20 protein-coding genes and 1 pseudogene are annotated in these 18,152 nt (G+C 43.6%); 7 read left to right on the top strand and 14 right to left on the bottom strand.

All coding sequences use genetic code 11. From position 1 onward, the window contains the following. The 9 genes and pseudogenes from IT392_04850 to IT392_04890 form a co-directional block, all read right to left on the bottom strand. Positions 1-98: pseudogene (locus tag IT392_04850) on the bottom strand (NADP-dependent isocitrate dehydrogenase). 164 nt (positions 99-262) lie between these two features. Further along, entirely contained in the window at positions 263-562 is a 300-nt protein-coding gene (locus tag IT392_04855) for a metal-sulfur cluster assembly factor (protein ID MCC6543815.1), read from the bottom strand. Positions 563-573: 11 nt separating this feature from the next. Further along, the gene (locus IT392_04860; GenBank protein MCC6543816.1) at positions 574-1,845 is read right to left on the bottom strand and encodes a hypothetical protein; all 1,272 of its coding nucleotides are present in this window, start codon (positions 1,843-1,845) and stop codon (positions 574-576) included. 12 nt (positions 1,846-1,857) lie between these two features. Next, the gene (locus tag IT392_04865; GenBank protein MCC6543817.1) at positions 1,858-2,385 is read right to left on the bottom strand and encodes a DUF2249 domain-containing protein; all 528 of its coding nucleotides are present in this window, start codon (positions 2,383-2,385) and stop codon (positions 1,858-1,860) included. Positions 2,386-2,397: 12 nt separating this feature from the next. Then, entirely contained in the window at positions 2,398-2,640 is a 243-nt protein-coding gene (locus IT392_04870; GenBank protein MCC6543818.1) for a DUF2249 domain-containing protein, read from the bottom strand. 14 nt (positions 2,641-2,654) lie between these two features. Continuing rightward, positions 2,655-2,843 (bottom strand): DUF542 domain-containing protein, encoded by a 189-nt coding sequence (locus IT392_04875; protein ID MCC6543819.1) that lies wholly within the window; start codon positions 2,841-2,843, stop codon positions 2,655-2,657. Between the two features lie 66 nt (positions 2,844-2,909). Beyond that, positions 2,910-3,602 carry a Crp/Fnr family transcriptional regulator gene (locus IT392_04880; GenBank protein ID MCC6543820.1) on the bottom strand — a complete coding sequence of 231 codons (693 nt, stop codon included), beginning with the start codon at positions 3,600-3,602 and terminating at the stop codon, positions 2,910-2,912. Between the two features lie 293 nt (positions 3,603-3,895). After that, entirely contained in the window at positions 3,896-4,036 is a 141-nt protein-coding gene (locus IT392_04885; GenBank protein MCC6543821.1) for a hypothetical protein, read from the bottom strand. A gap of 335 nt (positions 4,037-4,371) precedes the next feature. Then, on the bottom strand, positions 4,372-6,288 hold the full coding sequence (locus IT392_04890; GenBank protein ID MCC6543822.1) for an aconitate hydratase: 1,917 nt from the start codon (positions 6,286-6,288) through the stop codon (positions 4,372-4,374). Between the two features lie 372 nt (positions 6,289-6,660). Here IT392_04890 and IT392_04895 point away from each other — a divergent pair, with 372 nt between their 5' ends. The 5 genes from IT392_04895 to IT392_04915 all read left to right on the top strand — a co-directional run bounded on the left by IT392_04895 (position 6,661) and on the right by IT392_04915 (position 12,832). Further along, positions 6,661-9,186, top strand: a complete 2,526-nt coding sequence (locus IT392_04895) for a DNA internalization-related competence protein ComEC/Rec2 (protein MCC6543823.1) — start codon at positions 6,661-6,663, stop codon at positions 9,184-9,186. After that, complete coding sequence (tadA, locus tag IT392_04900; GenBank protein MCC6543824.1) at positions 9,173-10,783, top strand: Flp pilus assembly complex ATPase component TadA; 1,611 nt, start codon at positions 9,173-9,175, stop codon at positions 10,781-10,783. Before IT392_04895 ends, tadA begins: the two co-directional genes overlap by 14 nt. A gap of 38 nt (positions 10,784-10,821) precedes the next feature. Continuing rightward, positions 10,822-11,643, top strand: a complete 822-nt coding sequence (locus IT392_04905; GenBank protein MCC6543825.1) for a hypothetical protein — start codon at positions 10,822-10,824, stop codon at positions 11,641-11,643. A 4-nt stretch (positions 11,644-11,647) separates the two neighbouring features. Then, positions 11,648-12,121: a DUF4149 domain-containing protein gene (locus IT392_04910; GenBank protein ID MCC6543826.1), complete on the top strand. Its 474-nt coding sequence runs from the start codon at positions 11,648-11,650 to the stop codon at positions 12,119-12,121. Between the two features lie 165 nt (positions 12,122-12,286). Next, on the top strand, positions 12,287-12,832 hold the full coding sequence (locus IT392_04915) for a peptidyl-prolyl cis-trans isomerase (protein ID MCC6543827.1): 546 nt from the start codon (positions 12,287-12,289) through the stop codon (positions 12,830-12,832). Positions 12,833-12,868: 36 nt separating this feature from the next. Here IT392_04915 and IT392_04920 read toward each other — a convergent pair whose 3' ends face one another. Genes IT392_04920 through IT392_04930 form a run of 3 tightly spaced genes read right to left on the bottom strand, consistent with a single transcriptional unit; the run spans position 12,869 to position 15,301 of the window. After that, complete coding sequence (locus IT392_04920; protein MCC6543828.1) at positions 12,869-14,458, bottom strand: Ig-like domain-containing protein; 1,590 nt, start codon at positions 14,456-14,458, stop codon at positions 12,869-12,871. A gap of 47 nt (positions 14,459-14,505) precedes the next feature. Continuing rightward, positions 14,506-14,832: a hypothetical protein gene (locus tag IT392_04925; protein MCC6543829.1), complete on the bottom strand. Its 327-nt coding sequence runs from the start codon at positions 14,830-14,832 to the stop codon at positions 14,506-14,508. Then, positions 14,819-15,301: a hypothetical protein gene (locus IT392_04930; protein ID MCC6543830.1), complete on the bottom strand. Its 483-nt coding sequence runs from the start codon at positions 15,299-15,301 to the stop codon at positions 14,819-14,821. Before IT392_04930 ends, IT392_04925 begins: the two co-directional genes overlap by 14 nt. Before the next feature lie 191 nt (positions 15,302-15,492). On the opposite strand from IT392_04930, the gene IT392_04935 reads away from it, so the two are divergent. After that, complete coding sequence (locus IT392_04935) at positions 15,493-15,951, top strand: hypothetical protein (protein MCC6543831.1); 459 nt, start codon at positions 15,493-15,495, stop codon at positions 15,949-15,951. Between the two features lie 89 nt (positions 15,952-16,040). Here IT392_04935 and IT392_04940 read toward each other — a convergent pair whose 3' ends face one another. Both IT392_04940 and IT392_04945 read right to left on the bottom strand, forming a co-directional pair. Further along, positions 16,041-16,625, bottom strand: coding sequence for a hypothetical protein (locus IT392_04940; GenBank protein MCC6543832.1), 585 nt, complete (start codon positions 16,623-16,625; stop codon positions 16,041-16,043). 207 nt (positions 16,626-16,832) lie between these two features. Beyond that, positions 16,833-17,552 (bottom strand): NAD-dependent deacylase, encoded by a 720-nt coding sequence (locus IT392_04945; GenBank protein ID MCC6543833.1) that lies wholly within the window; start codon positions 17,550-17,552, stop codon positions 16,833-16,835. Between the two features lie 126 nt (positions 17,553-17,678). Here IT392_04945 and IT392_04950 point away from each other — a divergent pair, with 126 nt between their 5' ends. Further along, a complete protein-coding gene (locus IT392_04950; GenBank protein ID MCC6543834.1) occupies positions 17,679-18,137 on the top strand; it encodes a YhcH/YjgK/YiaL family protein in 459 nt (152 codons plus the stop codon). The last annotated feature ends 15 nt before the right edge of the window (positions 18,138-18,152 follow it).

Genomic DNA, 18,152 nt, shown 5'->3' on the forward strand with positions numbered 1-18,152 from the left:
ACCACCCCGGCTGCCTTCGTAAATGCCTGTACTATAGGCAACAGCGAATACGTAGCAAGAGCCGGCGCCTCATCTGTCTTTGTCCACATAATCTTTGCTTCTTGTCTTGTCATGACTTCCTCCTCTTTGCCAATAGTGATCAGGAAATATTTTTTTTAATAACGATAATACAATAACAAAAGAAGCTACATGTTTCAATCATTATTTTATTTTTTTAATGGGGGAAATGAAAGGTTTCTTATGAAAACATCATGAGTAAAAACTATTTCCAACCGAGCTGCTTCCGGGCCCAGTCGCTGATCCGTTCAGGAGTCCATGGAGGATCCCATACCAGGTCAACCTTAACGTTTGATACGCCTTCAAGCTGTCTCACAGCATCCTCTGCCCCTCTCGATATACTTTCATGTAGAGGACATCCTGCTGTGGTCATGGTCATCTTGATGACTACATCGCCACTATCAAGCTTTACATCGTAAATAAGTCCCAGGTCAACTATGTTAATACCTATTTCAGGGTCAATGACATGTTTCAATGCGGTTAATATAAGCTGTTCAGAAAGCATTTATATCCGTCCTATTTACGTGTAAATACCGTCAGCATATTATAGCCAAACAAAAGCGATGCAACAAATGTTATAGTTAAGCCAACTCCTAATATCATCTGATTCTCCAGGTATAAACCGACGATTACGTTCGGAACACCAATATTTATAAGCCAGAACTGGATGTTGCCAACCTTCTCGGAAAACATGTCTTTAAGAAGAGGCACCTTTTCCTTTCCGACCTTATCACTGTATTTGTGAAACCAGACCAGGAATGGGACAATCTTGTACATCATACCGATCATCAATAATGTAATACAACCAAACAACACGGTAAATCCATATATAAGTATTATACGCTGACGTATATCAGGAGATATATTAATTAACGAGATAATGACTCCAAGCACAGCAGCTAATGGTATATATGCATACGATAACATAGCGTGGCGAAGACCTATATCCAACGCCTTTCTCATTCGGCCTTTCATTATGATCACAACCTGATAAGAGAACATAATCAGACCTGCTAAAATAAACAGTGTGCTGTAAAAAGGTCTGTGCGAAAGAAACTCGACAATAATACCAATAATGCCAAGATTAACCAGCGAGAATGCGGTCCATCCAGGCCAGGTCCTGTATGAATATGATAGAGTAAACATTGGGAGGAGTTTGTATGACACCCCCATGATAATCATGGAAAACCACCCGCCGAATCCTATGGCCGCATGCAAAGCAAGGTAGTTCAGGTGGTTGCTCTTTATAAAGGGCATACTCAGGTTAAATCCAAGGAATAAACCTATGGAGGCAACGATGGTCAGGTAGACTATCGCAGCAATAATATGGGCTATTGTAATATTAATACTCTTTACCTTACGTAAGGTCAGGGCAACATTTATAACGAACAGGAGGATAGCGGAAAAGGCTATGCCTGCAGCCCAGGCCATCCCGCCTCCCTTCGTAGCAAAGAACCAGAAATGACCTGCAATAGTTACGACAGCCAGGACATAAAACCACAGACCCCATTTTGCAATCCAAACGCTGAAGAGGGATGTTTCAAGTATTACAGGCACAAGTTGCGTCATTGCACCCATTATAATCAGAGTGGCCCATCCAAGAACAGCTATATGTGCAAACGACAGGATTTTAGGCTGAAAATGGAATCCGGAAATATAACCTGAACTCAACAGCATAAGCCCATTTAAGAATATAAGGGTTATTGTAGCTATGATGAAGTAGAGGCGCACAACCTTAAATGGCGGTGTAAAAGGTGTCGCTATACTACCTGGAAATGAAGTACTCATGAACGTATTTACCTACCCCTTCTTTGTAATCCTGACCTTGTAATATCCCTCTTGTATCTTTTCTGAAGATGCCTGAAACCCAAGGTGCTCGAGCTTGTCATAAAGCATAACAGGTTCGCGGTGATGATGTACGAGCAGGGTGGAATTCTTACCAACCTGTGGAAGCAGCTCAAGTATCTTTACCATAGGCTCCGGCGGTTCGAGGCCCCGGACGTCAATCTCAATGGTCTTTTGCTCTTCAGAGGCAGATTCTTCATTCCCGGCAATTTTGCCTGCCGGGGCCCCTGTTTCGCCTTTGTAAAAGTAAATATGCCATAATCCATTTATCTGTTCTGTTTTGTGATCATAGCCCTTCATCTGCAATACTGTATACAATGGCACCGGTTCGAAAACGATAACCAGGTGTAACACCTGATCATCGCTCATACTGCCAAGTGTCTTTATTATGAGGTTGAACGGGTCCCTGCCGGCATCTAATTCAGGTCGCACATCCAGATCTACAATCTTTTCCTTTGGTAAACTTTTCAGTTTCTCTATCATTCTAATTATCTCCTATTGTTTTTTTTCTATTTCCACCTTCCATATCTCCGGCCCCTGCGCGATATACTTCCATCCATATTTGCCCTGCCTCTCAAACTCAAACTGATACTTAAGCGGCACCGGGTCATGATCATTAATAATCAGTAATATTTCACCCGGATTCAGGCTGTCAAATGTCTGAAATATCCGTGGATGCTTATCCCTCGGTGGTATAACCCTTACGTCAAGTTCTACAATCTTTTTTTCTGTTTGCATTTTCTACCTCCTTATTATATTACACATTGATCAAGAGCCTTCATTAAGTCATCCAGGACAGCCTTATCTTCCCTGGCTGCCTGTTCAAGGCTTCTGTTTCCGCCACAACAGGCATCTATGTTAAACGTGGTAAATATACCGACACTCTTAGGGTAGAGTTTCAACACCTGATTGACTGTCATCTCTTTAGTTATTCCCGGCATCTCATTACCTCCTTGTATTATAGAATTTAACAGTAAGACTGATAATTCACAATGATATATATCATACTAATTATCACTTTCTTGTCCGATGATCTCCTGGAGTCTGTCAGGCTTGAGGATAGTAATTCCACTTTTTGCTGTCTCTATGACCCCCTCCTTCTGGAATCTGCTCATTACCCTTATGGTGGTCTCTATTGTGGTTCCAACCATACTTGCTATATCCTTACGAGTCAGGTGCAGATTAATACTCTTCCCACGGTCTTTATCAGTCATATTGGCAAGTTTCAAAAGAGTGGCTGCAATCCTTTTTTCTACCCTGGCAGTCAGAGCCGCCTCAATCCGTTCTACGAACTCTCGTTGTTTCCTGCCCATAGTCAGAAGGAACTTGGCAGCAACCTCAGGCATTGTTTCAAGGATTTCAAAACAGTGAGTATGGTGAAACTTAATAACTGTAGTTTTTCCCACGGTAAGCGCAGATGCGGGGTATGGCCTCCTGTCAAACACTGCAACCTCACCAAACGTATCCCCGGCCTTGAACATGTGCATTATTATCTCTTTACCATCTTCTGCCTGCTTTATTGCCTTAATATTCCCCTCTTTAACTATACAAAACCAATCCGGTGAGTCTCCTTCATAGAAGACATATTCACCATTATTATAGATAAACTCCTGTGCCATGTTGGATATTCCGGTTAGGTCTGTATCCGAGAGTGAAGAAAACATCGGAAGGTTTTTTAGAAATTCTTTTTTGGAAGTCATAATCTCAGAGATAAAGCGATAATCTTATGACAGATTATATCCCGTTCTTATCTGAAATGGAAGTCAATATATGTGAGGGATAATAAATCCTGTGTATCAGGAACTAAAGTCGACAGCGTCAGAAGTGGTCTTTTCATTATCCGGACTGTATTCAAGGTGTGAAATTATTTTTTGAATTAGAGAGTTCTTCTCATCTTCAGTCATTGTAACAAATAGAGGACTCAAACTGAGTGTTTCTTCTATATGATCATCCAAACTTTCATCTCCTTAAAAAATACGGTGAACGATCTACATCAGGCATTACCGGAAAATGGTTGAATATAAAAGGGCACGTCTTTAGTCACACCGACAATCTTTTCAATTATCGCCAAAGTATCCTGAGTCGGCAAATGCATTTCAACACTTAATATATACGTCCTGATAATTTCATTCATGACCTTCATCCCCCAGTCTTAGTTGCATATGGTATTATTTTGCATTTTGTATGCCATATCAAGAAAAACAGTTACGTTTGGGCAGCACTCTATAACCTATTGATATTATAGAATATACAAAAATATAGACAGAGACGGATGTCAGGGTTCGTTGAGTTGAGTACGTGTAGAAATGGAAACAAATGTTATAAAGTGTGTAGAAATCGTATCCTCCATAATAATTGTGTAATTACTACACAAAAAAGATGGGGAACAACTGCTGTGCAGTTTGTCCCCCATTCAACATGCATAGAAAGGTACATCAATTGATAACCGCTGGTACTGGTCTTTGCCCTCTAAATCATGGCAAGGGCTCCACCAGCCTTAAGCATAGGGATGTCCTTCTCTGAAAATGCCGGTTTAAGTTTGATCTCTGTTCCTCCATTTACAACCAGAGTAAGCAGCTCAGACGATATGTCAGATGTATTCAACGTGACCTTATCTCCCTGCTTAATTTTTCCGTAATCTTCAGGATTGGCAAATGTAAGAGGAAGGATACCAAAATTAATAAGGTTTGCAAGATGTATCCTGGCAAATGAGGTTGTAATTACTGCCTTGACCCCGAGAAACATGGGGCAAAGTCCTGCGTGTTCACGACTGGAACCCTGTCCGTAGTTTTCACCCCCCACAATAAATCCATAACCTCCACTGTCACGCAATGCCTCTGCACGGCTCGCAAATGTAGGGTCAACCTGCACAAATGTTGCCTTGCGTGCGTACTCAGGAACATTAGACCTGAGCGGCAGGTATTTTCCGGCAGGCTGAATATGATCAGTTGTTATATTGTCTCCAAGATAGAGCAGCACCTCACCAGAGATTTTATCCGGCAGAGGTCTGAATTCAGGAAGAGGGGCAATATTGGGTCCACGAATAATCTTCACCTGTTTTGCAGCTTCTTCAGTATATGGAGGGATAATCATCCTGTCATCTATAACCGGAGATGTTATTTTAATCACAGGGGCCTTTCCCAGAGTCCTGGGATCTGTCATTACGGCTGTTAATGCGCATGCCCCTGCAACCTCAGGACTAACCAAATATGCCTTAGCCGACTTCGTACCTGTTCTACCGGCGAAATTTCTGTTAAAGGTCCTGACAGTCACTCCACCACTTGGCGGCGCACCGCCCTGCCCTATACATGGGCCGCAAGTTGCCTCCAGTATCCTGACCCCGGCTGCAATGAGCATGGATAAATGCCCTGACTTCTCAATCTGTTGATAAACAGCACGGGATCCGGGAGAAACTGTAACTGAGACATTAGGATTTACGACCTTACCATTTAGTATCTCTGCAAATATTGCCAGATCACGGAAAGAACTATTGGTACAACTGCCGACGGCAACCTGGTCAACTTTCATACCGGCAAGTTCTTCTACTGTTTTTACATCTCCCGGACTTGGATCAACAGCCAGCAGCGGGACTAATGACGACAGGTCAATTTCTATAGTATCGCTGTAAACAGCATCCTTATCAGCAGACAGAGCTACATACTGATCACCGCGACCCTGACTCTCAAGCCATGCCTTAGTCACCTCATCACTTGGAAACACTGACGTGGTTGCACCGGTTTCAGCGCCCATATTAGTAATCGTGGCACGTTCAGGAACAGCAAGTGTCGCGACTCCCGGCCCGGAATATTCAAAGACCTTCCCAACCCCGCCTTTTACACCAACACGCCTTAATAGCTCAAGGATTACATCCTTGGCGGAAACCCATTCAGGCAATTTCCCTGTAAGCCGAACATTTACAACTTCAGGCATCTTCAGGCCAAACGGCTTCCCCGCCATAGCGAATGCCACGTCAAGACCACCCGCACCTATCGCAATCTGCCCGACACCTCCTCCGGTAGGGGTATGGCTGTCCGAGCCTAACAGGGTCGTTCCAGGAACTCCGAAACGTTCCATGTGAATCTGGTGACAGATACCATTACCAGGACGGGAGAAGTAAATCCCGTGTTTTGCAGCTATGCTCTGGAGAAACAGGTGATCATCAGGGTTCATATAATCCTGCTGTAATGTGTTATGGTCAACATAACTTACCGACAGCTTTGTCTTTACCCTTGGTACACCCATAGCCTCAAACTGAAGATATGCCATTGTACCTGTTGCGTCCTGGGTCAACGTCTGATCAATCCTGACAGATATTGACTTGCCAGCCTCCATACTGCCGGAGACCAAATGCTCCTGTATGATTTTTTGGGTAAGATTTGCTCCCATTTCATTCTCCTTTCTAAATTATACAAAATAGTTTATACGGGTTTAAATAACGAGGGGAATTTATGTTGTCAAATACCTGATACTGCACCCCCTTAACCTTAAGAGCCAAGGGAATTTAAGTATATTTAATAAAGGCAGATGTGTCAATATTTTTTTTACAGCGTTTTAGCCATTTTATGACTCCATTTTAGTCCCTTGACAATGACTTTTCATAGACTATATTTAATTTTATAGACCTGCAAAAAAAGTCCTTTCCCGGACCATCATTATTACATGCCTGACATTTGCCTGACATTTGCCTGACATTTGATGGACCCGTTAAACAAATCAATTAATTGTAAGTTCCATACGAACTATTTTGAAGGTATATTCATGCGACAGCCGCTCGTTATCATTACACTTTTCTATATCTATGGCATTGCCACCGCTGACCTGTTCCATTATTTCCCAATCAGCACAATGACAATTACCGTCCTGGTTCTTATAACCATCTCCGGCATCAACAGATACAGGGGGAAACCACTTCTTGTCCCCATACTAATTATGGTGACGGCAATTTCTTTTGGTTTCTCATATACGATTTACATGGAAAGAATCCCTGCCAACGACATTTCTAATTTTGCAAGTGGTGAAAAAATGACCATTACTGGAACAGTATCCGAGCCTGCAACACATTATTCACAAAGAGTTGTGGCAACCCTGAAGTCAGCGACGATACGAAAGGAGAATCACGAAGTGCCTGCAAGCGGAATGATCAGACTCACAATTTATGACCCTGAAACAGAGCTGGACTATGGCAATGAAATAAGATTCACAGGAAGACTTAAAAATATCCGCGGTTTTAAGAATCCATGCATGTTTGATTATGCAAATTATGTGTCTCGTAAAGGTATCAGGGCAGGGGCAAGCTCTGGCAAAAAAGAGGCGATTATCATAACCGGAGAAGCCGGTAACCCGATTATGAAAAAGATATACCGGTGGAGAGAGGAAATCCGCCTGTCCATCATCCATGGGCTTTCATTCCAGTCATCCGCTGTACTTCAGGCAATGATAATCGGGGCAACCGGTGACCTGACCCCTGAGTTGAGGGATAAATTTACAGCGGCAGGAGTCACCCACATACTCTCCATTTCAGGTTCTCATCTGGGTTTCGTTACATTCCTTGCCTTTTTCCTCACCAGATGCTTATTCACCCATTTACCTCACAGTTTATTCCTGCGAATGACCTTATATACAACCCCGTCAAAGATATCGGCAATTGCAACGATACCCCCGATAATCTTTTATTCGGTTCTATCAGGAGGAGAAACTGCCACAATAAGATCCCTGATCATGGCGATTGTCTTCTTGCTGGCCATCCTCATTGAAAGAGATGACGACCCGGTATGCACATTGGCAATGGCAGCCTTGCTTGTCCTAATCTGGGATCCGCAGGGATTATTTGATATATCGTTCCAATTATCATACACCGCAGTCTTATCCATGATTATAACTGTCAGCAGATACAATGACACAGGCGATGGAAAGGTTATCACAAAATGGCATAAGGTATGGCAGAGGAAGTTAATGCTTCTACTGCTGCTTACATTCAGCGCCACTGTCTCTACAACACCTATAGTCACACATTATTTCAATCAGATAACCTGGGCTGGTCTTCTGTCAAACATGATAATAATACCGTATGCTGGATTTACTATTGTACCCATTGGCCTTTTTACCAGCTGTCTTGGACTGATCCTGAATGTTGATGTAATCCCGCTTGCAAAATTTAACGAAATCCTTCTGACCCTTTTCCTGAAGATGACAGACATATTTGCAGGCCTCCCCTTTTCTGTCATACATACCCCTTCACCTGACATCATCTTCATCTTTTTTTCTTATCTGCTCCTTATTTCACTCTTCTACCTGAAACAAAGATGGGCAAAGATCACGTTATTAATCTCACTATTTCTAATTGCCGTTTTAATAGCCGGGCGGATGTTCAGCAAACCCGATAAAGAAATGATGCGCGTTACATTCCTTGATGTCGGGCAGGGAGACTCGGCCATTATAGAGTTTCCAGGCCGGAAGTTTATGGTAGTAGATGGCGGAGGAACCTTCAGTGACACATTCGATATAGGCAGAGCGGTGGTTGCTCCATATCTCTGGAACAAGGGAATACGAAGTATTGATTACATGGTACTTTCACACCCACAGAGAGACCATGTTGGAGGGCTAATATACTTACTGGATCAATTTCACGTCAGTGAGGTCTGGAGCAATGGAATAACCAGCCCTGCAACATATTTATTTGACAGGAGAATCAGGGAAAAGGGGATAAGACATCTGAAGGTAAATAATAATATGGAGCAGAAAACAATAGGGGGATGCAGTGTACAGATTCTTAATCCTCCTCCAGACATTTCAGGTTTTCAGACTGAAAATTCCAGATTGATTAATGATCTCTCTGTTGTTATGAAGATTACATGTAACGACAACTCTATTTTATTAACAGGGGACATTGAGAAAGAACAGATCAGAAAAATGGATGCAGGCAGGACGATTCTCAGGAGCAATATAATTAAGGTCCCCCATCACGGGGCACGGGGTTCCGTAGACAGCAATTTTATATCATACGTAAGACCGGACATTGCAGTTATATCGGCCGGATATCAGAACTCATACCACCATCCCTCTGCTGAAGCAATTTCTTTATACAAGAGGGCTGGTACGGCTATTTACCGCACTGATTTGGATGGAGCAATAATAGTGAAATCAAGTAATGGAAGAAATGATGTCATAACTTACTACGACACTCTCTTAAAGAAAGTTTCCTCAGACAGGGTGACATCAATACTATTCTCAGAATTTATAAATATTAAAAAAGCGATTGGAGGATATTGCAATGGGGGCTTATAAAAGGATCGGAGAACTGCTTGAACAGGTCGGGATAATAAGCATTGACTCCATAGATAAGGTACTCGCCGAACAAAATGGCGCTCACTTGAGATTCGGAGAAATTCTCATTTGCAAAGGACTGGCATCCGAGGATGACATAGCAAAAACACTCTCAATACAGCATGGGCTTAAATATTATGATGTGCGTAATCTCGCTGTCATGCCTGATGTTCTCTTGCTCGTTCCTGAAGATTTGGCAAAGCGGCATTCCGTACTGCCGGTATGCATAAAGGACAAGACCCTCCACATAATTACACCTGATCCCCTGGACATGGACGCTGTCAAAGAGATTGAATTCTTCAGTGGAATGAAGATAAAAACCCTTATAGGGTCAAGGTCTGCAATAACCGAAGCCATCAGATATCACTACAGGTTCGAATCATCCGTCTCAGAGTTTAAAGGATTGGCATCGCCCTCAGGAAATATCCCGGCGCCGGAAACCGGCGGCAAATCCGCACCGATTATCAGACTGGTAAACATGCTTCTTTCAGAGGCCGTTGAAAACAGGGCCAGTGACATACATATAGAGCCTTCCGGAGATTCTGTTGCTATACGGTACAGGATTGACGGAGCCCTGCTGGAGAAGACACGGATTCATTCAGGGATTCATGGTCCATTGACATCACGCCTTAAGATCCTCGCACGATTAAACATCGCAGAGAGGAGGCTTCCTCAGGACGGGGGTTTCAGATTAAGGCTTCTGGAAAGGGAGATTGATGTTCGGATTTCAACACTTCCGGTAACCGGTGGTGAAAAGACGGTAATTAGAATCCTTGATAACACGCAGACTACAGTATCGTTAGAGAACCTTGGCTTATCTCAACATGAATACAGCACGATTCAGAGTCTGATTAATAGAAAGAAAGGGATTATCCTGGTAACCGGCCCAACCGGAAGCGGTAAAACAACAACCCTTTACGCAATCATAAACAGGATTAAGTCCGGCATGCTCAATATTGTTACAGTGGAGGACCCCGTTGAATATAAGATACCCGGCATTAATCAGGTACATGCCAGGTCGGATATCGGCCTGACATTTGCCAGAAGCCTGAGATCCATCTTACGCCAGGACCCTGACGTTATATTGATAGGCGAGATCCGCGACGAAGAAACTGCTGCCATTGCTTTCAGGGCGGCCATGACAGGACATCTCGTACTAAGCACACTTCATACGAACGATTCCGTGTCAGCGATTACAAGGCTCAGTGATATAGGTATACCGGGACATATTATGGCATCCACTATTATCGGCATTGTTGCTCAGCGGCTGGTCAGGAAATTATGCCCGCATTGCGGCAGAGACGGTAATACGCAGGCCGCATGCTATTACTGCAACAGGACAGGCTTTCTTGGAAGAACCGGCATCTTTGAAATATTTACCATCACACCTGCCGTAAGGGAACACATAGTATCAGGTGGCACAGAAACGTCAGTTCGAAAGGCGGCAGCAGAATCCGGGATGATGAATCTATTTAACGATGCAACGGCTAAAGTGAGGCAGGGCATAACTACTGAGGAGGAAGTCTACCGAGTCATTGACGCCGCAGTTTTATTGTAAATCTGTCAATATTGGTTAAACTCTGCTATTATGAATTCATGCAGTTATCTCCAAAGCAGTGGATAGATGTCTTGCAGGAAATCGGCAAATGCCTTCTTGAGAGAATTCCCCAAATAGCCGGCAGTGCAGATGCCTCAGTCAGTCTCGGGCGCGGTGCAAGCGGCGATCATACATTTCTTATTGATGAAACAGCAGAAAAAACTATAATAGAGAAATTGGAAAAGACATGCGTTAAAGGACCCGGGTTTACCCTGATATCCGAAGAATGCGGCATTAAACAATACGGAGAAGACAGTAACATAGTCATACTGGTTGACCCTATTGACGGAAGCAATAATGCAAAAAGAGGTGTGCCCTACTATGCCGTTTCTATTGCAGTCCTTAATGGGAAAAGGCTCGAGGACCTTGTTGCCGGATATGTCCTGGATGTGTCATCAGGCAAAGAATACTGGGCTATAAAGGGTGAGGGCGCCTGGTACAATGGGAAAAGGATTGAATGTCGAGGCAGTGAAGGGTTGGAGATGGTAGCGTATGAGGCTTCTGTTCCAAGGAAGGACATTGACAGGATACTCCCGGTACTCAGATCTGCAATGAAGGTGAGGTGTCTCGGGGCCACAGCCCTTGACCTTGCTATTATGGCAAATGATGCTATTGATCTCCTGCTTGTCGCCACACCGGCAAGAAGTTTCGATTTCGCTGCTGGAATGCTCATACTTCAGGAAGCAGGCGGCATTATTACAGATATGGACGGAGGAGATATCAACCGGATTAATGCAGGGCTCGAACGTACAGTACCGCTCATAGCGGCTGCGAACAAGAAACTGCATAAGCAGGCAGTTGAACTATTAAAGTTATCTTAAAGCTATGATTATTTTATTAAGATTTCTGCATCTGCTGTCGTTGGTAGTATGGATCGGGGGAATGATTTTCCTTGTCGTTATAGGCGCCCCAAGTATATTCAAGGTGTTACCAAGAGAAAGCGCCGGTGATGTTCTCGGCGAAATATTTCCCAAATACTGGATAATGGGTTATTTATGTGGCGGCACTGCCCTCGCAACTGTAATCTTGTTGTCATTTAAAGAGCATCTGTTTCCATGGGGCAAGATCGGACTCCTGATCCTGATGACTGTCCTGACACTCTATCTTGGGCTTGTTGAGGCTTCAAGGGCCAGAGAAGTGAGGCTCCAGATCAGGGCTGAAGAAGACACCGTCAGAAGAGAAACCCTTAAGAAGGAATTTAAAGTCCTTCACAGGAAGTCGGTTGCCCTGAATGCTGTAATACTGATATGCGGGTTGATTGTATTATTTCTTATGACAGATTATAAGGAACCATTTTAATATTTCCTGTAAGTGTTGCATTTTGAGCGGCAATAGTTCTGACATCACAGTCAATGCTCCCGTATGCACTTGCATTTTCTGCCGGCGCTATGATATAAACAATCTTTAATATGAAAGGAGAAGTATATGCAGTTTTCTATCTTAAGTTTAATTATTGCAGCATCAATGGTCATGATGGTAGTATCCGGAGAAGCTGATGCAGAGGACAGGAACCCGGTTGTACTGATGGAGACATCAGCTGGGAACATCAAGATTGAGTTAGACCAGAAAAATGCACCGGTAAGCGTAAATAATTTTCTGTCATATGTGGATGACAAGTTCTACGACGGGACGATATTTCACCGTGTCATATCAAATTTCATGATCCAGGGTGGCGGATTTACTCCGGATATGCAGCAGAAGCCAACAAAGGCACAAATAAAAAATGAGGCCGGCAACGGTTTAAAGAATAAGAGGGGTACCATCTCCATGGCAAGGACAATGGTAGTAGACAGCGCAACGGCCCAATTCTTTATAAATGTCGTAGATAACGACTTCCTGGATCACCGGGATACATCGCCTCAGGGTTTCGGTTACGCGGTGTTCGGCAAGGTACTGGAAGGAATGGATGTGGTTGACAAAATAAAGGGTGTAAAGACAGGCACTAAGATGGGATTCGGCGATGTCCCTGTGGAGACCGTTGTAATAAAATCTGTAAGAAGGGCAAAATAACCACCTGCTCCCCTTCGAAAAAGTGGGAGAAGCATTTCAAAATACCCCGGCAGATACATTCCCGGCATTATCAACTGCACATACGCGGTAATAGTATGTTGTCCCGCTGATCAATCCTGAATGGATATATGATGTTTCAGGGCCTGAATAAATTTGAGTCCCGCTCGAGCACGAATCTGGTATACCGTTGGTGCTATATACAAGCTTATATACACCTATCCCGCTGGTGACATCGGCGAAACCGCTCCAGCTTAATGAGGACTGCCCGACCCCTGCCGTAACAGTTAACATACCATCAACCGGAGGTGTAGAATCAAGTAATATATCATCTACGAAAAAACTTGTCCTGTTGCCATTGCTTTCTTCGAACCATGCGAAGACGACCTTAAAACCGTCTCCTGGCGGAAGTATCCATAACCTTGAGGACGTGTAAGGCTCCCATGATGAACATGCTGGTGTGTTACTTATGCACATTTGGGAAATGCCTACAGGAGAAGTTGATAAAAGCAACAGATTAACGTCTGTTGAGGCAGTAAAAAAAGCTTTATCGTTAATGATGACAGAACCTGAAGGTGGATTTGTATCAATTAATACTGGCGCTGAAGCAACCTCGACAGACTCAGGACTCTCTCCGAAACCATTGCCTGCTGTCACTACGTAAAAATAGTTTTTCCCATTAATAAGATTTGTGTTTGTGTATGAGGGCGATGTAATTCCAGATATCTTTGTGCCTGTAGTCTTCGTAACCCCCGTGTTTTCAGCCCGGTAGACGTTGTAAAATGAAGCTGCCGGCACTGCATCCCAGGCAATCTTGATCTGGCTGTTACCTGAAGCCGCAATTAAACCGGCAGGCGCCTCAGGTATCGTGCCTGGTAAAGGCTGGTCCTCAGTTGTAAACCGCCATTCGTAGACTGACGCCATCTTTTTGCCTGCCATATCTTCAATATCCGTTGTTAGAGTTGCGGTGTAAGTGGTTGAGTAAGAGAGAATGCCTGAAGGATGAAACTCTGCACGCCCTCTAGTTGAGTCGTAAACCACAGAACCGTTCACGGTAGTTGCGCCATTATTAAGTCTAAATGTCGAGTCATTAATAGATGATGCAGCCATCTTTTCGCTGAATGCAGCGATTATTGTACTGGTTGCAGGGACACCAGTTGCTTCTGGCTTTGGATTAGTTGAGTCTACAAACGGCGGTGTATTATCATCTCCGATGTACGTCATTGATATCAAACCTGCAGACGTTTCCACTCCTGACATAACACTTATACCACTTTTTTCGCCTCTCCAGGCATTTGGAATTCCAGTGACGGTCCCCGTTATTCTTATGGTATAGTCAGCTCCGGCCGGAACGTTTTGAATAATACCGGCGTGGAGTTCACATGACCAGTCTCCCGCGGCTATCTCCACCCCTGACTTATTTACCACCCTTACATTAATGTGTGTTATACCGTAGTCCATGCAGATATTGACAGATGTCGCTGCTGCAGCACGAGACATAGTTACAGGGCGTGAAAGTTGTAATTTGAAAGAGATGGAACCGGTGTCAGATGATGGATATTGATTGCTGCCGCAGGCGGTCAGGAAGATTAACAGGATGATATAATATGGGATTATTTTAAACTTCACTTTGTTAAAGGTTCTTTCATTAGCACAATTCTCAAGGTCATGTATTATTACCAGCTCACGTTAATACTGCCAGTGCCGCCTCCGTTATTTCCTCCGCCACTTCCTCCTCCGCTCCCTGCGACAGCTACGATGCCGACGATGGCTGCAATACCGGCAACTGCCCACAGCCATTTATTGCCGCCTTTCCCTGATGTTGCTTTCTCTGTCTCACCCGACATGTCCTTTTCAGGCGTGCCAACGGATTCAGGAAGGTGGGTTGTAATATTGTCCCGGGAAGAGAGGATTATTTCACCGGAGAAGGATGATTTAGGAAAATTGAAGATTATTATTATCAGAATCATGCTTGCTGCAAATATCTTTTTAACGTACCTCATCTGCCTTCTCATTCCGTATTGTAAAACCCTTTTGTATAATCAGGGTGCCGTCAAGATAAACCCTGATCTGCCACTCTCCCGGGGAGTATGATGCCTTGTCACCCCGGATTGATAACCTGTGCCATGCAACCACTTCTTCCCTGTACCTCCCTTTTGAGGCGCTCATGACATAATCACCTGAGGAGGTATAGATATCTCCTTTGGGGCCGACCCATTCCCACCTGAGTCTGTGCTCACCTGTCAGGTTCTTAAACTTGACGTATGAGATAGCCTCTGTGTCTTCTGTAGAAAATGTAAGGGTCGGTTCTATTGGCACTGCAGTGGTGTCTTTTACATACAGCCTCCTTGTCAGGGTTGCTTCGGCAAACTTCATGTTTGGGGCGGTTGCTATGTCTTTCTTAGCAGTGGCGCAGGCGAAAATCATGGGAGAAATTAATATTAATATGAAAAATGTGCTTAACCTCTTCATTTATGGACGTAGTAAAGACCTCTGCAATAAGAATGGATTTGACGATTTTAAGCACATAGACTAACCATTGTCAACGGTTCATTTTATTTTAGTTAGGAAAATCCTGTATTATGTGATATGATGTCAGTTGAAATCATATCAGATGTATAACTCTTAACCCCGGTCTGTAATTAAACAGGAAGGATACACCTATGAGCAATGATTATTCGGTCAGTGGAAATGTTGATGGATGGTGCACAAAATGTAAACTGGTATTAGCCCACACAATAATGGCTATGGCTAACAATTTGCCGGTAAAAGTCAAATGTAACACTTGCAACAGTGCACACAAGTTTCGGGCAAAACAATCCGGCATAAGCAAACCAAAATCGGCAAAATCAAAAAGCCCTGCCCGTAAAGTTAAGACTCAGGAGGCAAATTACAACGATTACATGTCCAGGTTATCAGATTATGATCTAACCAGGGTTAAGATTTATAGTATGGATGGAAATTATAAAAAAGATGAGATTATTGAACATTTCAAGTTCGGGGTCGGAATAGTTTTATCATTGATTCAAACTAATAAGATAGAAATGCTTTTTAAGGATGGTCCCAGAATCCTTGTTCACAATACCGCGTTGGGTTTAAATCAAAACTATTTGGCAACATAAATAGTTGCCATTTTTAGTCACCGCCATACATTAGGTATTTGAGTAGCTGACTTGGTTCAGTAGCAATATCTGTTTGCGCTATTGCCGCACTACTTCTTCATCTCTTCTGCTTCGAGCTGATCAAATGCCTTATCAGCATTCTTACGCACGAAGTCGCGAAGATCGCGATTAAGCTCTTTCGCCTTATCCAAACTTTTCTTGAAATTATTAATGTCCAGTCTCGCAAGGGCGTACATAGTCCCATTTGAGGGGTCTTTCCAGTGGTCAATAATCATTACGCCACTGAGAGTTACTGCAGAAAAGGTCTTTACAGCATGTTCGATGTACAGTCCCCCGGATGCAGCCTCGCTTTCGGTACCTGTTGTTCCGACAGTAGTAGACTCCATATAATTACGAATGATAGAAGCGGTATAGGTCTCGAATACCTTACCGATCTCAACACGTGCCATGTTCTCTGCCGTTGTCCTGGCAATGGATTTATTTTTAATACCATTTACAGAACCAACACCATATAAGACTTTTTTTTCTGAATCTTTAAATACAACGCTCCCATGAGTTATCCATCCGGGAGATATAACCTCCGTCGGCAACTTTTTTGCACAACCGGATATACAAGGCATTCCCAGAATAACAACGATAAACCCGGCATACATGCAGCGTTTTATCATTCCCATGCTAAATCCCCCTGTACTTTATTTTCTATAACGATTTCTGATCTATCATGACAAGCGCCTGTGAAAGAACCGGCACAACTATTAAAGTCTTTATGTCTAACCTCATTGAATTTATTACTAATGACGTGACTCTTCAAAGATGAGATTATGCTATGGATACTGCGTAATATTACTAGACTGCACCGGCACTGTCAATGTACGTGGGCATCATATTAACCCGGGCAGAACCTCTGAGGCACGGCCGGCAAGGACTTCATCTGCAAAAGATGAATTCGGAGTTTTTTCAGGATTTATCTCAACTATGTACGCACCTGAGCTCCTGGCGGCATATGCAAATGATGCGGCTGGCCGAACAACCCCTGATGTGCCGATAACAAGAAGTATCTCACATGAGTGCAGGGCATCCATACTGCGGTCAATATCGTCTGGATTCAGGGATTCTCCAAACCAGACTATATGTGGACGCAGGAGTCCCTGGCAATGAATACAGTGAGGCAATATTTCAATCGGCACATCGTAATTGTCTGACAAGTCCTCACAGACAGTACACCTTGTCCTCCATATGTTTCCATGCATCTCAATAATATTGGCTGAACCTGCCTTGCCATGCAGGCCGTCAACATTCTGCGTGATCAGGGTAAATCCCTTTGCCCTTTTTTCCATTTCAGCAAGGGCATAATGCGCAGGATTGGGATACTTCGATGAAATAATCTCCCTGCGCCAATTGTACCACTCCCATACAAGCCGCGGATTGTCCCTGAACGCCTGTGGTGTGGCAAGGTCTTCGGCCCTGAAGTTACGCCAGAGTCCATCCTTACCACGAAATGTTGGGACACCGCTATCAGCAGAAATACCTGCACCTGTAAGCACTGCTATAGAAGATGAATGGGCTATGTGTGATTTAATACTGTTTATCTTTTCCAACATCGCGCGAGTCCTGCCTTTGTCCTGCAGCTATTAATATGCCTTCACCTTTTTACATCATCATTATATACTAAATAAGAGGAGAGGGAGTTGTAAATAACAGAGACTGATAAATGCGGGGATTATGATATGATCGTTACAGATATCAGGCATATCGCTCATCAGATTTCAATGTCATCAGCTCTTAAAATGGCAATTGATTTTCTGCAAGAACCGGACATTCATGACCTCGCTGACGGCAGGGTGAACATAGACGGACAACATGTGTTTGCCCTTGTCCAGCGTTATGAGACCATAATTGCAGACATCCCCAGATTTGAATACCATAGGGCATTTATGGATATTCAATATATCGTATCCGGAGAGGAGATTATAGGCTGGGCCCCGGCCGGACGAATGGTGGTTACAGAGTTATATAACTCTGAGCAAGACATCTGCTTTGGTATAGTTCCGAAGGGGGAAATAACACCTGTCTATCTTCAGGCAGGGCAATTGGCAATACTCTACCCGGAAGATAGTCATGCGCCTAAGTTAGCCGCAGGTTCACCATCCCAGGTTACAAAGATTGTTGTTAAAGTCGCGGTATGACACGGCATTCCTAAC

The sequence above is a fragment of the Nitrospirota bacterium genome, assembly GCA_020846775.1.
Classification (GTDB): Bacteria; Nitrospirota; 9FT-COMBO-42-15; order HDB-SIOI813; family HDB-SIOI813; genus RBG-16-43-11.

Bases quoted from the DNA above. Each gene is read 5' to 3' on its own strand.
- IT392_04915 (MCC6543827.1), top strand. From the start codon at position 12,287: ATGGTCATGATGGTAGTATCCGGAGAAGCTGATGCAGAGGACAGGAAC.
- IT392_04885 (MCC6543821.1), bottom strand. From the start codon at position 4,036: ATGAATGAAATTATCAGGACGTATATATTAAGTGTTGAAATGCATTTG.
- IT392_04905 (MCC6543825.1), top strand. From the start codon at position 10,822: ATGCAGTTATCTCCAAAGCAGTGGATAGATGTCTTGCAGGAAATCGGC.
- IT392_04925 (MCC6543829.1), bottom strand. From the start codon at position 14,832: ATGAGGTACGTTAAAAAGATATTTGCAGCAAGCATGATTCTGATAATA.
- IT392_04880 (MCC6543820.1), bottom strand. From the start codon at position 3,602: ATGACTTCCAAAAAAGAATTTCTAAAAAACCTTCCGATGTTTTCTTCA.
- IT392_04950 (MCC6543834.1), top strand. From the start codon at position 17,679: ATGATCGTTACAGATATCAGGCATATCGCTCATCAGATTTCAATGTCA.
- IT392_04945 (MCC6543833.1), bottom strand. From the start codon at position 17,552: ATGTTGGAAAAGATAAACAGTATTAAATCACACATAGCCCATTCATCT.
- IT392_04855 (MCC6543815.1), bottom strand. From the start codon at position 562: ATGCTTTCTGAACAGCTTATATTAACCGCATTGAAACATGTCATTGAC.
- IT392_04940 (MCC6543832.1), bottom strand. From the start codon at position 16,625: ATGGGAATGATAAAACGCTGCATGTATGCCGGGTTTATCGTTGTTATT.
- IT392_04860 (MCC6543816.1), bottom strand. From the start codon at position 1,845: ATGAGTACTTCATTTCCAGGTAGTATAGCGACACCTTTTACACCGCCA.
- IT392_04930 (MCC6543830.1), bottom strand. From the start codon at position 15,301: ATGAAGAGGTTAAGCACATTTTTCATATTAATATTAATTTCTCCCATG.
- IT392_04910 (MCC6543826.1), top strand. From the start codon at position 11,648: ATGATTATTTTATTAAGATTTCTGCATCTGCTGTCGTTGGTAGTATGG.
- IT392_04935 (MCC6543831.1), top strand. From the start codon at position 15,493: ATGAGCAATGATTATTCGGTCAGTGGAAATGTTGATGGATGGTGCACA.
- tadA (MCC6543824.1), top strand. From the start codon at position 9,173: ATGGGGGCTTATAAAAGGATCGGAGAACTGCTTGAACAGGTCGGGATA.
- IT392_04870 (MCC6543818.1), bottom strand. From the start codon at position 2,640: ATGCAAACAGAAAAAAAGATTGTAGAACTTGACGTAAGGGTTATACCA.
- IT392_04875 (MCC6543819.1), bottom strand. From the start codon at position 2,843: ATGCCGGGAATAACTAAAGAGATGACAGTCAATCAGGTGTTGAAACTC.
- IT392_04865 (MCC6543817.1), bottom strand. From the start codon at position 2,385: ATGATAGAGAAACTGAAAAGTTTACCAAAGGAAAAGATTGTAGATCTG.
- IT392_04895 (MCC6543823.1), top strand. From the start codon at position 6,661: ATGCGACAGCCGCTCGTTATCATTACACTTTTCTATATCTATGGCATT.
- IT392_04890 (MCC6543822.1), bottom strand. From the start codon at position 6,288: ATGGGAGCAAATCTTACCCAAAAAATCATACAGGAGCATTTGGTCTCC.